The organism is Paraburkholderia sp. RL17-383-BIF-A (assembly GCF_046028015.1).
Lineage (GTDB): Bacteria > Pseudomonadota > Gammaproteobacteria > Burkholderiales > Burkholderiaceae > Paraburkholderia.
In genome coordinates, this window is the sequence record NZ_JARESR010000052.1 from 26,711 (window position 1) to 39,130 (window position 12,420).

Consider the following 12,420-nt stretch of genomic DNA (forward strand, 5'->3'; position numbering starts at 1 on the left):
TGCCGTGGCACGCTTGCTGCTTCGCTTCAGGTCCTAGGCCCAAGGGAGCGCACGATGGCACACATGATCTGGAAAGGCGCAATCAGCTTCGGCCTCGTTCACGTGCCGGTGCAGTTGTATCCGGCAACGCAATCGGAGAAGGTCGGCTTCAATCTGCTCGACAAGCGCACCATCGATCCGATCGGCTACAAGCAGATCAACAAGCGCACCGGCAAGGATGTGACGCGCGATAACATCGTGCGCGGCTTCGAGTACGAGAAAGACAAGTACGTCGTGCTGTCGGACGACGAGATTCGCTCAGCGAACCCCGAGTCGACGCAAACGGTCGATATCCTCGCGTTCGTCGATGCTCCGGACATTTCGTTCCTCTATCTCGACACGCCGTATTTCCTCACCCCCGACCGTAAGGGCGAAAAAGTCTATGCGCTGTTGCGCGAAGCCATGAAGGCGTCGGGCAAGATCGGCGTGGCGAGCGTCGTGCTGCATAACAAGCAGCATCTTGCTGCGCTGATACCGGTCGGTCCGGTACTCGCGTTGAACACGTTGCGCTGGGCTGCCGAAGTGCGCGACTTCGACGAATTCAAGCTGCCGCCCGAGGGCATGAAAGCCGCGGGAGTGTCAACGCGCGAACTCGACATGGCGAAGAAGCTGATCGACGATATGAGCGACAAATGGGATCCGTCGCAGTATCACGACACCTTCCGCGACGACATCATGGCGCTCGTCGATCGCAAGATTCGCGCAGGCAAGACCGAGGAAATCACCGAGGTCGAAGTGCCGCACGAGTCGCGTCAGTCTGCCGATATCCTCGATCTGTCGGATCTGCTCAAACGCAGCCTGGGACGTGGCAAGAGCAAGCAGCCGGCGTCGGCCAGTCGCAAGCGCGCTGCGGACGACGATGAAGACGACGCCGATAGCGAAGCCGAAACGTCGGTGCCGGCCCGCAAGAAACCGCGCGCCTCGCGCTCCGCGAGTACGGCAACAACGCGCAGCAGCGCAGGCAGCCGTGCGAGCGCCAAGACTGCTTCGACGCCGGCCACGCGCAAGCGTCGCGCGGCGGCTTGATTGTCAGCCTCGCGTCCACGCCGCCTGCGAGCAACGCCACCATCGTCATGAACGACAGACTCGGTACCTACACCCGCAAACGTCGCTTCGACGAAACGCCGGAGCCGTCGGGCATGCGCGTGGCCCGCAAACAAGGCAGCCGGAAGGCGACCAGACAGTCATCCGCCGATGCGCTCTCGTACGTGATTCAGGAGCACGACGCACGTCGTTTGCACTACGACTTCCGGCTCGAGCTGAACGGCACGCTCCTGTCGTGGGCGGTGCCGAAAGGGCCGAGCCTCGACCCGTCGGTGAAGCGGCTCGCGGTGCATGTCGAAGACCATCCGGTCGAGTACGGGTCGTTTGAAGGAGAAATTCCGCCAGGCAATTACGGCGCGGGCAGCGTGATCGTATGGGATCGCGGCACGTGGGAGCCGGTTGGCGGGACGGCCGAGGCGACGCGCGCGTACGCGGCCGGCAAACTCAAATTTCTGCTGCACGGTGAGAAGCTGCGCGGAGGCTGGACGCTGGTGCGCAGCCATATGCGCGGCAGCGGCGACAAGGAGCAATGGCTTCTGATCAAGGAACGCGATGACGAAGCGCGCGCTGAAAGCGACTACGACATATTGAAGAAGCGCCCAGGCAGCGTGCTCGACGGCAGCGCCACCGCGGGCACAGCTGCCAGAACGTCGAGAACAGTGACAGCGAAGCGCACAACAGACAAGGCTGCAGGCAAACGCGCTGCGGCCTCGAAAGCCACCGCGAAACCGGACGCGGCATCCACCGCGAAACGAGGCGGCAAGAATGGCGCGAAGTCCGCTTCACCGGAACGCGCCGACCCCAAGCGACCCGACATCGTAGCGACGCGCAGCGCGCGATCGCTGCGCGAGCTCGCCGCCTCGCCGTCGATCGAGGGTGCGGTGCCGGCCCGCCTGCCGGCGAGCTTCAAACCCCAACTCGCCACGCTCGTCGACGCGGCGCCCGCCGGCGATGATTGGTCGTATGAGATCAAGTTCGACGGCTATCGTGTGCTGGTCAGAATCGATAGGATGACCAAGGGAAATGCGGTCAAGGTGTTCACTCGCGCGGGCAACGACTGGACCGCGAAGTTCGGCAAACAGGTCAAGGCGTTCGAACAACTCGACATCGACAGCGCGTGGCTCGATGGCGAAGCCGTCGTGCTGGACCCCAACGGCGTGCCGAATTTTCAGGCGCTGCAGAATGCCTTCGATTCGAATCGTCCACAAGACATAGTCATCTATCTGTTCGACATACCGTTTCTGAACGGCTACGACTTGCGCGGCGTCCCGCTCGAACAGCGTCGTGCGATTTTGCGCGCCTTGCTGGAGGAGGTCGACGACAGCGTGCTGCGCTTCTCGAATGATTTCGACTTCAGCGCCGACGACCTGCTCAGGAGCGCGTGCGACATGGCGTTGGAAGGCATCATCGGCAAGCGGCGCGATAGTGGCTACATGTCGGGGCGTTCATCGGCGTGGATCAAACTGAAGTGCCGCCGACGCCAGGAGTTCGTGATCGGCGGCTATTCGGAACCGTCCGGCAGCCGCGCGGCGTTCGGTGCGCTGCTGCTCGGCATCTACGACGGCAACGGCAAATTGCAGTACGCGGGGCGCGTAGGCACCGGTTTCGACGCGGCGCTGCTGCGCTCGGTGAAGAAAGAACTGGATGCGCACGAGACCCAGCGCATGCCGTTTGCCGCCGCACCGCGCGAGCGCAGCCGTACACCAGTGCATTGGGTGGAGCCGGTGCTGGTCGCCGAATGCAATTTCGCGGAGTGGACGAGCGATGGCATCGTGCGTCAGGCTTCGTTCGTGAGTCTGCGCAACGACAAGCCGGCGCGTCAGATCGTCAAGGAATCACCTCGCAGGGGAGCCGACGTGCAAGAGCAAACCGATGCTGCGTCTGACGGCGTGCCGAAGAAGCGCACAGCGCGCAAGACTGCCGCGAGTACTTCGGCGGCGTCCGAAGCGAGTGGTGCGAACGAGGGGCGCACGACGGCCATCAAGGCCGAGGGTGCTAAGGCAGTGGGTATGAAGGCCACTGGTACGAAAGCCACTGGTACGAAAGCCGCGGGCAAGAAAGCCGCGGGCACGAAATCCGCGAGTGCGAAAGCAACGAGCACTGAAGTCGCGAGTACGGAAGCCACGAGTAAGAACGCCGCGAGTAACAAAGCCACAGGCACCAAAGCCACGAGTACCAAAGCCGCGAGCACCAAAGCCGCGAGCACCAAAGCCGCGAGCACCAAAGCCGCCGCCGCCAAAAACACGGCCACCAAGACAAGCGCAGCAACAAAATCAAACGCCCCGTCGATCCCCTCCGAAGTCGGCGGCGTCCGCATCTCGCACCCCGATCGTGTCATCGACAAAAGCACGGGCACGCGCAAGATCGATCTCGTGCAGTACTACGAATCTGTGGCCGACTGGATGCTGCCGCATTTGCGGGACCGTCCGGTGTCGCTGGTGCGCGCGCCCGAGGACATCGGCGGTGAACTGTTCTTCCAGAAGCACAGCCAGAAGCTGTCGATTCCGAATGTCACCCAGCACCCGGGTCTCGATCCAGGGCATCCACCGCTGATTACCGTCGACACGCTCAAGGCGCTGATCGGCGCCGCGCAGATGGGCACCGTCGAATTTCACACCTGGAATGCCGTCGCCTCGAATATCGAAAAACCGGACCGCATGGTGTTCGACCTCGACCCCGACGCCTCGCTGGGTTGGGTGCGCATGATCGAAGCCGCGCAATTGACGCGTTCGCTGCTCGAAGAACTCGGCCTCACGTCTTTCTGCAAGACAAGTGGCGGTAAAGGCTTGCACGTGGTCGTGCCGCTCGAGAAGCAGGCTGGCTGGGACGAAGTGAAGGATTTTTCGCAAGCCGTCGCGCAGCACATGGCGGCGACGCTGCCCAAGTACTTCAGCGCGAAGATGGGCGCGCAGAATCGCAAGCAGAAGATCTTCGTCGACTACCTGCGCAACAACCGCGGCTCGAGTACGGTCGCCGCATTTTCGGCGCGTGCGCGTCCGGGGCTGGGCGTATCGGTGCCGCTGACGTGGGACGAAGTCGCCACTTCCACAGGCGGCGATCAGTGGACCATCGAGAATCTGCACGAGCGCCTGGCCGATCTGAAAAGCGACCCGTGGGCGGACTACGCGAAAACACGCCAGCGTATTAACGCAGCCATGAAGAAACGACTTGGCGGCGCGCAGTAAGGGCGCTTCAGCAAACCTGATTCACCGCGAAAAGGAGCACATCATGAAGACCTCACCGCAATCCTCGGACGGCGACAAGCAGGCCGATCCGCATGCTAAAAAGCAACCTCGCTCGATGCAGGAGGCTGCCGCGCCGCTGCCGCATGAAACCGACCAGGCTCCGGAATCCCAGCACGAGGACGGCCCGCGCCTTGTCGGTAGGCAGGCGCATCGCGACCTCGAACGCGGGCTGAAAGATACGGATCGACGCGGCGGCGACGAGTATCAGGAAAAGACGCAGAACGACGCGCACGCCGACGTCAATTCCGATGGCAAAGAAGCCGGGGGCGGGCGCGGCAAGCATTGACGGGACTACGGCGTAACACGACAACAGCACAACGACACCTTGCCACATGCCACATGCCACATGCCACATGCCACATGCCACCGCGCCACCCACTACATCCACGGCCGGTCGCACAGTTGAGCCGCGCCATTACCTTCCCGCATAGCCCCTCCGCTCAACCCGGTTCCCTATCCCAATAAGGCGGATCGCCGAAATGGGCGGCGAGGAATTCGATAAAGGCGAGCGTCTTCGGCGGCACGAAGGAGCGGCTCGGATACACCGCCCAGATGGCCACGCGCTCGGCGAGCGGATAGCTATCCAGCACGCTGACCAGTTCGCCGCTGCGCAGAAACGGCGCCACGTCCCAGGTCGATTTGAGCGCGATGCCGAAACCGGCCAGCAGCGCGTCGCGGATCACTTCGCCGTTGTCCGTGACAAGCCGTCCACTCACGCGAACCTCGAGCGCGCCGGCGGGTGTTTCGAAGGCCCAGTCGCGCTGGTCCGACAGAATCATGCACTCGTGTTCCGCAAGCTCCGAAGGATGGTGCGGCGTACCACGCGCGGCAAGGTAAGCGGGCGCCGCGCACAGCACCCGGCGATTCACTGCCAGGCGCCGCGCCACCAGCGACGAATCCTTCAGCACGCCGACGCGGATCGCCACGTCGATCCCCGCATCGACGAGATCGATTACCTGATCCGTCAATCGCAGATCGACGCTCACGCCGGGAAAGCGGCGCAGAAATTCGCTGATCACCGGCGAAACGTGTTGCCGTCCGAACGACGACGGCATAGAAACGCGCAAGCGGCCTTGCGGCTCGGCCTGCGCGCGGCCAACCGAGGCGCGCGCGGCGGCGGCCGCGTCGAGCAGGGCTTCGGCGCGCGACATGAAGACTTCACCATCCTGCGTGAGGCTGATGCGGCGGGTGGTCCGGTGCAGCAGCCGCGCGCCGAGCAATTTTTCCAGCTGCGCGATGCGTGAGCTGGCCACCGCGGCCGACAAACCGAATTCGCGCCCAGCCGCCGATACGTTGGCCAGCAGAGCCGCACGCACGAACAGGGCGACATCGAGCAGGTCGAGCCGCTCCCGATCGCCTGAAGCGCCACGCATGGGGTGAGCAGTCAGATTCATTCTTCTGAATTTCCAAAAGATGTTTAAGTCATTATCGCGGTTTTAAAGAAGTAAGAATCGCCTTAGGATCACGCCATTGGGATCGAAATCCTTGATCAGCGGCGCGACAGGCTCTGCGCAAGGATCGAAATCCTCCCATTTCGTCTGAACGAACAGGAGCATGTATGAAAGCTGTCGGTCTCTATCGTTATTTGCCGATTGATCAAGCCGAAGCCTTGGTCGATGTGGATATCCCCAAGCCCGAGGCCACCGGTCGTGATCTGCTGGTCAAGGTCGAAGCCATTTCCGTCAATCCGGTCGACACCAAGGTGCGCGCCCCGAAGGACACCGTCGAAAAAGCCCCGCGCGTACTCGGCTGGGATGCCGCCGGCACGGTCGTCGCGGTCGGTCCGGACGTGACGCTGTTCAAAGTGGGTGATCCTGTGTTCTATGCGGGCAGCATTACGCGGCCGGGCGCCAACAGCGAATTCCACCTGGTCGACGAGCGCATCGTCGGGCGCAAGCCCGCGTCGCTCGATTTCACGCACGCGGCCGCGCTGCCGTTGACCGCGATCACCGCGTGGGAAGCCCTGTTCGACCGCCTCGGCGTGTCGCCGCAAGGCGCGGATGAGGGGCAGACCGTGTTGATCATCGGCGGAGCGGGCGGGGTCGGTTCGATCGGTATTCAACTGGCGAAGCAACTTGCGAAGCTCACGGTGATCGCGACCGCATCGCGGCCCGAATCGGCGAAATGGGCGACGGAACTGGGCGCGGATCACATCGTCGATCACTTCGGCGATATGCCCGCGCAATTGAAAAAGCTCGGGATCGACGAGGTCGATTACGTGCTCATGTTCAACGACACCGACAAGAACTTCCCCGCGGCGGCCGAAGTCATCAAGCCGCAAGGCGGCATCTGCACGATTGTGGAAAACAGCAAACCGGTGCCGGTCGAACTGCTGAAGGCGAAGAGCGCCGCGTTCCACTGGGAATTCATGTTCACCCGTTCGATGTTCGGCACGCCCGACATGATCGAGCAGCACAAACTGCTGACCGAAGTCGCGCGTCTCGTTGATGCGGGCACGTTGCGCACCACGGTCGGCCAGGCTCTCGGCGCCATCAACGCGGCGAATCTGCGCCGCGCGCATCAACTGCTCGAAGAAGGGCGGGCCATCGGCAAGCTGGTGCTGACGGGCTTTGCAGACTAAGCCGCACCGCGCCTGAACCAGCAAGCCTGGCTCATACGGCCGGCGTCGCAGCCATGCGCGCCGGCCGTTTTCATTTGAGGTGCATCAAACGGCGCGTTCTCGCGGCGTGCGTGACGATTCGTAGCAGAACGGCGCGGCGCGCGCCTGCGCGGCCGCGCGCGCAGAAAACGCGTTGCCGCAAGCGGGTTAACACCCGATTCGCGGGCAGCGCGCGCGGCTTCGCTTGGCGTTAGACTGACGGGGCATCATGCTAAAACAGCTGCGTGTCTCGCAGCCCCGGCTGGCCAGGCATCGACCGGCTTCATCCAGTCACGCGGTGCGTGGGCAGTCGTGCTGAAGCGAGCGCGCAGCGGCACAACAACGAGGTGACAGTATGAGCTTCAGACTCTCCGCCGTTTCAGTTGTCGCTTCTCTCGCTTGCGCGCTCGCGCCCGGCATGCTGGTGCCGGCGGCCCACGCGGCCACGCCGATCACGGTCACGTCCCAGTCCGCCCTCGACGGCCCGATCCGCTACACGGTTCGCGTCACGTCGAAACAGTTCGGCAATTCGCAGGAAACCCGCACGATCCGCTCCGGCGAATCGGATGACTTCACGTGGAAGACCGTGCCGCCCGGCGGCCCGGTTCCCGCCACGGATGCATGCCCGAACTACGCGTCGCTGCCGCTCGATACCAACGGCGCGATGATTCGCCAGACCCAGATCCGTTTTGCGCCGGTCGTCGCCGCTGACGGCACGGCAACCGTGCAATTGAGCTTCCAGGCACAGACACCGCACGGCGTGAAATCAGTGACGAGCGGCGGCAAAACGCTCAAGTGTCCGAACGACGTCAGCGTCAGTCAGATCGTGCGATTCACGATGCCTGTCAACGGCAGCACGAAAACGCTCACGCTCAGCGACGGCACGGAAATCGCGATCAGCGCGAAGCGTTGAGTCGGGCGCGCGCAAGAGCGGGCGGACGCGCTTAACGCCGCGCCGTGGTCCGCTCCACGAGCCGCGCGGACAGAAACCGGTGCTCCGCCGAAAAGAGCCGCCGGTACGTGAGCAACACTGCGCCCACCGTCCCGAGGGCCGACGACGCGGCGATCAGAAACATGATCACGATCTGATAACGCACGGCCTGTAGCGGCGACTGGCCGGCCAGCACCTGGCCGGTCATCATGCCGGGCAGGCTCACCACGCCGACTACCGCCATCTGATTGAGCGTCGGCATCATGCCCGCGCGCACCGCTTGCCGCGCCGGCGCCTGCGCGGCTTCCCAACGCGTCGCGCCGAGCGCGAGCGCCATGTCGACGCGGTCGCGCCGCGCGGTCAACTCCTCGGTCATCCGTTCGATACCGAGCGACACGCCGGTCAGCGTATTGCCGAGGATCATGCCGAGAATCGGAATCGCATACTGCGGCTCGTACCACGGGTGAATGCGGATCACGACGAACAGCCCGACCGCGGCCACGAGCCACGAACTGATCCAGATCGACAGCACACTGTCCGCGTGTTGTCCGCGATAGGTGCGGCTGCCGCGCTGCGCGCCCGCGAAGCCGGCGATCAGCGTCATCAGGATCATGAGCGGCAGCACCACGTACCAACGGTCGTAACGGAACACCCAGCCGAGCACGTAGCCGATCGCCAGCAACTGTACGACGGTGCGCACGGCGGCCCATGCCAGCTTGCGTTCCAGATCGAGCCTGAGCGCAACCGACACTACGCCGTTCACGACGATCAGCAACGCTGCAATCGCGACGTCCCAGAGACTCAGGTTTTGCAATGTCATTGGCCGAACTCCGGATGATCGTGACGCTCGGTCGGCTCTTCCTGCCGCGCCGTGTCACCGAGAACGCCCGCGCGCATGACCAGATGCCGCTCGCTCATGCGGATGGCTTGCGCCGGATCGTGGGATACCCAGATCGACGCATGACGCAGAGGATCGGCGTCGAACCAGGCATGCACCAGACCTTCGATCGCGCGCGACGACTCCGGGTCGAGCGAGGCGGTGGGTTCGTCGAGCAGCAGGACCTCGGGCGTCAGTTGCAACACGCGAATCAGCGCGGTGATCTGCGCCTCGCCGCCGGACAGTTCGCTGGCGCTCTTGTCGAGAAAGTCGTTGCCACGGCCGGCCTGAGCGGCGAGGCTCGCGGCGCGCGCGCGATCGAAACGCACGTCGCGATAGGCGCGCAGTTCGAACGGATAGCGCAGATTGTCTTCCACGCTGCCGTCGAGCAGCGCGGGCCGCTGCCGGATATACGCCACGTTGCGCCGGTAGCGCGGTATGGCGGCGCGCTCCACCGCCGCGCCATGCCACATGATGCGTCCCGCATCGAGCGGATCGAGCAGGGCGAGGGCGCGCAGGAACACGCTCTTGCCCGAACCGGACGGCCCGGTGACCGCGACGCGGTCGCCCGCATGCAACGCGAAGGTGGTGGGTTGCAGCAGCGTCTGGCCGCGCACGGCATCGCGCCGCACGATGCCGTCAGTGAAAACTAAGGGAAGGTCGGTCATAAGTGGGACCGTAATAGGCAATGCATGAGGTCGAAGCTCGCGGTGATGGGGTAATGACGCGTCAGCAACCATTCCCGCGGTGAATGCGCGGCCGGCGGTGCAGCATGATAAAACGGCAATGCACTAGCACTTGACGGCCACGCAGCGGGCACGCAACGTGCTGGTCGGTGATCAACCTGGAACCAACAGCGGAGCCTATCAATGGCAGTGTCGAGCACGATCGGAAGACGGATCGGAAAAATCATCGCATGGTTGCTGGCGATCATCGTCATTCTGATTGTGGCGTTGACCATTTTCCTCCTGACTTTCGACTGGAACCGGGCAAGGCCCTATATCAACGACAAGGTCACGCAGGCGATCGGCAGGCCGTTCGCCATTAACGGCGACCTGAAAGTGGGCTGGCGGCATCCGGTGGGTGAGACCGGCTGGCGTGGCTGGGTACCCTGGCCGCGTTTCTCGGCGGCCAACATTACCGTCGGCAATCCGGACTGGACCAGGCAGCCGCAATTCGCCACGCTCGACGAGATCGACTTCCAGGTCAAGGTGTTGCCGCTGCTCGCGCACGATATCGTGATTCCCGCGATCAACCTCGTGAATCCCTCGGTCGACCTCGAGCGCCTGCTCGATGGGCGCAACAACTGGACTTTCAAACTGGCTTCGTCCAGCGGGCCTTCCGAATGGAAACTCGATCTGCACGATATCGCTTTCGCCAAGGGCAACATTGCGTTGTCCGATCAGCAGAAGAAAGTCGACATGCAGATGGTCGTCGATACGCTCGGCCAGCCGATTCCGATCGGTGAGGCGATGAAGCAGCAGGAAGCGGCGTCGCGCAGCGCGTCGGCGGAAGCTATCGGCAAGTCGGGCGCTAACAAGCTGACCGCGCAGGCGAATGCGCTGGCGGCATCCGAAGCCGCAGCGGCTTCCGCAGCGGCGGCCTCGGGCGCATCGGCCACGGATATCACGGCGTCGGGTACGACGGCGGCCACCGGCGCCTCGGGTGCGATGGTCGCGGGCGGCTCGAAAGGCGCCAGTGCTGCCGTTGGCGCGGGCGCGAGCAGCGCGGTCGTGGCGTCGGCACCGGCTACGGGTGTGAGCGGAGCAAGCGGTGCAAGCAGTGCCGAGGCTCAGGCAGCAGCGAAACGCGAGATTCCACCCTACGCCATCGGCTGGACCGTCAAAGGGACTTACAACAAGACGCCGGTGTCGGGCAGCGGTAAGGTCGGCGGCGTGCTGGCGTTACAGGACGCAAACCGGCCGTTCCCGGTGCAGGCCGATGTCAAGGCGGGCGATCTGCATGTCGGTCTCGTTGGTACGATCACCGACCCGGCGCATCTTGCTGCGGTCGATCTGCGCCTCTGGCTGCAAGGCAACAGCATGGCGCGTCTCTATTCGCTGACGGGCGTGACCCTTCCCGACACGCCGCCGTATGCGACCGAAGGACGCTTCGTCGGCCAGTTCAAGTCCAGCGGCAGCGTCTTCAAGTATGAAAATTTTACAGGCCGGGTCGGCGGCAGCGATCTGAACGGCTCGTTGACCTATACGGCGCGTGAACCGCGTCCGCTGTTGCAGGGCGAACTGGTCTCGCATCTGCTGCAATTCTCGGATCTGGCGCCGGTGATCGGCGCGGATTCGAACGCGAGCAAGGCCAAGCGCGGCGACGCAACGGCGCAACCTTCCAACAAGGCGCTGCCGGTCGAAGAATTCCGCACCGACCGCTGGAAGGCGATCGACGCCGACGTGAAGTTTACCGGCCGGCGCATCGTCAAGGACGTCAATCTGCCGATCACGGATCTATACACGCATATCGTGATGACCGACGGCGTGCTCTCGCTGGAGCCGCTGAAGTTCGGCGTGGCGGGCGGCACGCTCGCTTCGGACATCCATCTGGACGGCAGTGCGACGCCGCTGAAGGGCCGTTTCGCCACATCGGCGCGGCATCTCAAGCTCAAGCAGTTGTTCCCGAACTTCAAGACGATGCAGAACGCGCTCGGCGAAATTAACGGCGACGCCGCGCTGACGGCGACGGGCAATTCGCCGGCCGCGCTCGCGGCCACCTCGAACGGCGAGGTGAAGGCGCTGGTGACGGACGGCACGGTAAGCCGCCTGCTGATGGAAGCGGCCGGCTTGAACGTGGCGAACGTCGTGTATGAAAAGCTGTTCGGCAATCGAGACGTGAAGATCAACTGCGCGGCCGCCGATTTTGTCGCCACCAATGGCGTGCTCGATTCGCGTGTCTTCGCGCTCGATACGGACGACGCGGTGATCGACATCGACGGCAACGTGAATCTGCGCGACGAGTCGATGGACCTGGGCGTGCATCCGCATACCAAGGGCTTCCGGGTATTCTCGCTGCGCTCGCCGCTCTATGTGAAAGGCACCTTCAAGGATCCGCATGTTGGCGTGAACGCTGCCGCGCTGGCGTTGCGCGGCGGCGCGGCCGTCGGTCTCGGCTTGATCAATCCGTTCGCGGCGCTGATTCCGTTGCTCGCGCCGAGCAACAACAAGCCGTTGCCATGCAACCAGTTGCTGGCGCAGGTCCGGCAGGCGCCGACGGCGCCGCCGCCGGGCGTGAAGCAGCAGCCGAAGGCCGCTATTTCTCTGGATGGCGCGCCGGTCAACAAGTCTTCGGGTGGCGCATCGTCGCCCGGTGCTGCGGATAAGAAGCCGGCGGTGATGTCGCCGGCTAGCGCGGCTGCATACAAGGGGAGCTGATGCCTTTCGTTCTGCCTGCGGAGTGGTTGAGCTGGAGCCTGGGCGGTGGCCTGTCGTTGATTTTTCTGTGGCTGATCAGCGTGCCGCCAGTGCGCGGCCGCATGGATGACATCGCGACGAAATGAGATCGCTCAGTTCGGCACGCGTGGACGCGATTAATGCCGGGCCGCGGCGCGGATCGGATGCGAAGCGGCAATGAGGTAACTGAAACGTCACGCCGTCACGTCACGGAATGTCGTAACGCAGCCACGTAACGGTACGACGCAGCCGGCACACAGCGGAAAACAACACAACGAGAAACGACA

10 protein-coding genes are annotated in these 12,420 nt (G+C 63.8%); 7 read left to right on the forward strand and 3 right to left on the reverse strand.

The genetic code is table 11. The features are described from left to right. Positions 1–54 precede the first annotated feature (54 nt). From ku to P0D71_RS34315, 3 genes are read left to right on the forward strand one after another with little or no spacing between them, the layout of a single operon-like run. The gene (ku, locus tag P0D71_RS34305; protein WP_408483733.1) at positions 55–1,065 is read left to right on the forward strand and encodes a non-homologous end joining protein Ku; all 1,011 of its coding nucleotides are present in this window, start codon (positions 55–57) and stop codon (positions 1,063–1,065) included. A gap of 47 nt (positions 1,066–1,112) precedes the next feature. Then, positions 1,113–4,268, forward strand: a complete 3,156-nt coding sequence (gene ligD / locus P0D71_RS34310) for a DNA ligase D (protein WP_408483734.1) — start codon at positions 1,113–1,115, stop codon at positions 4,266–4,268. Positions 4,269–4,311: 43 nt separating this feature from the next. Then, a complete protein-coding gene (locus P0D71_RS34315) occupies positions 4,312–4,614 on the forward strand; it encodes a hypothetical protein (protein ID WP_408483739.1) in 303 nt (100 codons plus the stop codon). 154 nt (positions 4,615–4,768) lie between these two features. Here the strand turns inward: P0D71_RS34315 and P0D71_RS34320 are convergent, their stop codons facing one another. Next, entirely contained in the window at positions 4,769–5,722 is a 954-nt protein-coding gene (locus P0D71_RS34320; protein WP_408184641.1) for a LysR family transcriptional regulator, read from the reverse strand. A 164-nt stretch (positions 5,723–5,886) separates the two neighbouring features. Here P0D71_RS34320 and P0D71_RS34325 point away from each other — a divergent pair, with 164 nt between their 5' ends. Beyond that, entirely contained in the window at positions 5,887–6,909 is a 1,023-nt protein-coding gene (locus P0D71_RS34325) for a zinc-binding alcohol dehydrogenase family protein (RefSeq protein ID WP_408483735.1), read from the forward strand. Between the two features lie 373 nt (positions 6,910–7,282). Then, entirely contained in the window at positions 7,283–7,840 is a 558-nt protein-coding gene (locus tag P0D71_RS34330) for a DUF6013 family protein (RefSeq protein ID WP_408343451.1), read from the forward strand. Between the two features lie 31 nt (positions 7,841–7,871). Here P0D71_RS34330 and P0D71_RS34335 read toward each other — a convergent pair whose 3' ends face one another. Then, positions 7,872–8,678: an ABC transporter permease gene (locus tag P0D71_RS34335; protein ID WP_408483736.1), complete on the reverse strand. Its 807-nt coding sequence runs from the start codon at positions 8,676–8,678 to the stop codon at positions 7,872–7,874. Next, entirely contained in the window at positions 8,675–9,403 is a 729-nt protein-coding gene (locus P0D71_RS34340) for an ABC transporter ATP-binding protein (protein WP_408483737.1), read from the reverse strand. The genes P0D71_RS34335 and P0D71_RS34340 overlap by 4 nt, the downstream gene beginning before the upstream one ends. 201 nt (positions 9,404–9,604) lie before the next feature. Between P0D71_RS34340 and P0D71_RS34345 the strand changes: the two genes are divergently transcribed. Next, positions 9,605–12,115, forward strand: a complete 2,511-nt coding sequence (locus P0D71_RS34345; protein ID WP_408483738.1) for an AsmA family protein — start codon at positions 9,605–9,607, stop codon at positions 12,113–12,115. Continuing rightward, entirely contained in the window at positions 12,115–12,240 is a 126-nt protein-coding gene (locus P0D71_RS34350; RefSeq protein WP_408184646.1) for a hypothetical protein, read from the forward strand. Before P0D71_RS34345 ends, P0D71_RS34350 begins: the two co-directional genes overlap by 1 nt. Positions 12,241–12,420 lie beyond the last annotated feature (180 nt).

What these genes read in the sequence shown, in the direction of transcription:
- ku (WP_408483733.1), top strand. Translation starts at nt 55, where the DNA reads ATGGCACACATGATCTGGAAAGGCGCAATCAGCTTCGGCCTCGTTCAC.
- ligD (WP_408483734.1), top strand. Translation starts at nt 1,113, where the DNA reads ATGAACGACAGACTCGGTACCTACACCCGCAAACGTCGCTTCGACGAA.
- P0D71_RS34315 (WP_408483739.1), top strand. Translation starts at nt 4,312, where the DNA reads ATGAAGACCTCACCGCAATCCTCGGACGGCGACAAGCAGGCCGATCCG.
- P0D71_RS34320 (WP_408184641.1), bottom strand. Translation starts at nt 5,722, where the DNA reads ATGAATCTGACTGCTCACCCCATGCGTGGCGCTTCAGGCGATCGGGAG.
- P0D71_RS34325 (WP_408483735.1), top strand. Translation starts at nt 5,887, where the DNA reads ATGAAAGCTGTCGGTCTCTATCGTTATTTGCCGATTGATCAAGCCGAA.
- P0D71_RS34330 (WP_408343451.1), top strand. Translation starts at nt 7,283, where the DNA reads ATGAGCTTCAGACTCTCCGCCGTTTCAGTTGTCGCTTCTCTCGCTTGC.
- P0D71_RS34335 (WP_408483736.1), bottom strand. Translation starts at nt 8,678, where the DNA reads ATGACATTGCAAAACCTGAGTCTCTGGGACGTCGCGATTGCAGCGTTG.
- P0D71_RS34340 (WP_408483737.1), bottom strand. Translation starts at nt 9,403, where the DNA reads ATGACCGACCTTCCCTTAGTTTTCACTGACGGCATCGTGCGGCGCGAT.
- P0D71_RS34345 (WP_408483738.1), top strand. Translation starts at nt 9,605, where the DNA reads ATGGCAGTGTCGAGCACGATCGGAAGACGGATCGGAAAAATCATCGCA.
- P0D71_RS34350 (WP_408184646.1), top strand. Translation starts at nt 12,115, where the DNA reads ATGCCTTTCGTTCTGCCTGCGGAGTGGTTGAGCTGGAGCCTGGGCGGT.